2 protein-coding genes are annotated in these 1,001 nt (G+C 44.9%); both read right to left on the reverse strand.

The genetic code is table 11. The annotated features are described in order from the left end of the window. Positions 1-334: sugar transferase (locus HCJ54_RS15285; protein ID WP_187138263.1), on the reverse strand; the 334-nt coding region annotated here is incomplete at its 3' end. Then, the coding region (locus HCJ54_RS15290) for a polysaccharide biosynthesis protein (RefSeq protein ID WP_187138264.1) at positions 327-1,001 on the reverse strand (675 nt) is incomplete at its 5' end. The genes HCJ54_RS15290 and HCJ54_RS15285, both read right to left, overlap by 8 nt.

Below are 1,001 nucleotides of genomic sequence, written 5' to 3' on the forward strand. Positions count from 1 at the left end.
TAACACTCATGCTTCCCGCCAGAATATTGAACAGTTGCGGTAGTTCATCCAAACTCGTCTTCCGCAAAAACTGACCAACTTTCGTGATGTAGGCATCTGGTGAGCTCAGTAAATGGGTCGGCATATCTTTGGGCGTATCAACGTACATGGTGCGGAATTTAAAAATTGTAAAGGCTGTTTTATCTGCACCTACACGCTGTTGTTTGAACAAAATCGGACCTTTCGAGTCTACTTTGATACCGATGGCCACAAGTGCCAATACCGGCGCTAACAAAATAATCCCAATCACCGCAAGAACGATATCCATCCATCGTTTCAAAAATCGATTATACAATCTTCTCATCTCCTTGAGTATGGCTAGCATTCGCTAACTGAATTGTTTTTTCGGCGGCTTCTCGGTCGTTTAACTGTAAAATTGTTTGTAAATAATCGAGTAATATACTTTCTTCCACCGGCGTCACTTTTCCAACAAAAATCTTCGGGAAAATCTGTTCCGTCACGAGTTCCTCGGTTGTTAGGAGTTCTTCGTAAAGCTTCTCGCCAGGACGGATACCTGTTTCGATAATCGGGATTTCCTTTTCGGTCAGACCGCTGAGACGGATTAGATTTTTCGCTAGGTCCACGATTTTCACGGGCTCTCCCATATCGAGAACGAAAATTTCGCCCCCCTTGGCAAGGCTCCCTGCTTGGAGTACGAGCTTGGCAGCTTCCGGAATGGTCATGAAATAACGCGTCATGCGCTTATCCGTAATCGTGATCGGTTGACCTTTTTTGATTTGTTCTTTAAAAAGTGGAACGACACTACCACTACTGCCTAGGACGTTTCCAAAACGAACGGCGACAAACTTAGTGTTACTTTTTTCATGGAACGACTGGATAATCATTTCAGCGATACGCTTCGTTGATCCCATCACGTTTGGCGGTTTCACCGCTTTATCCGATGAAACCATCACCATACTCTCTACACCGATTTCATGCGCGACTTGCGCGACATTTCGCGT

This window comes from Listeria grandensis (genome assembly GCF_014322885.1).
In the GTDB taxonomy this organism is placed as follows: Bacteria; Bacillota; Bacilli; order Lactobacillales; family Listeriaceae; genus Listeria_A; species Listeria_A grandensis.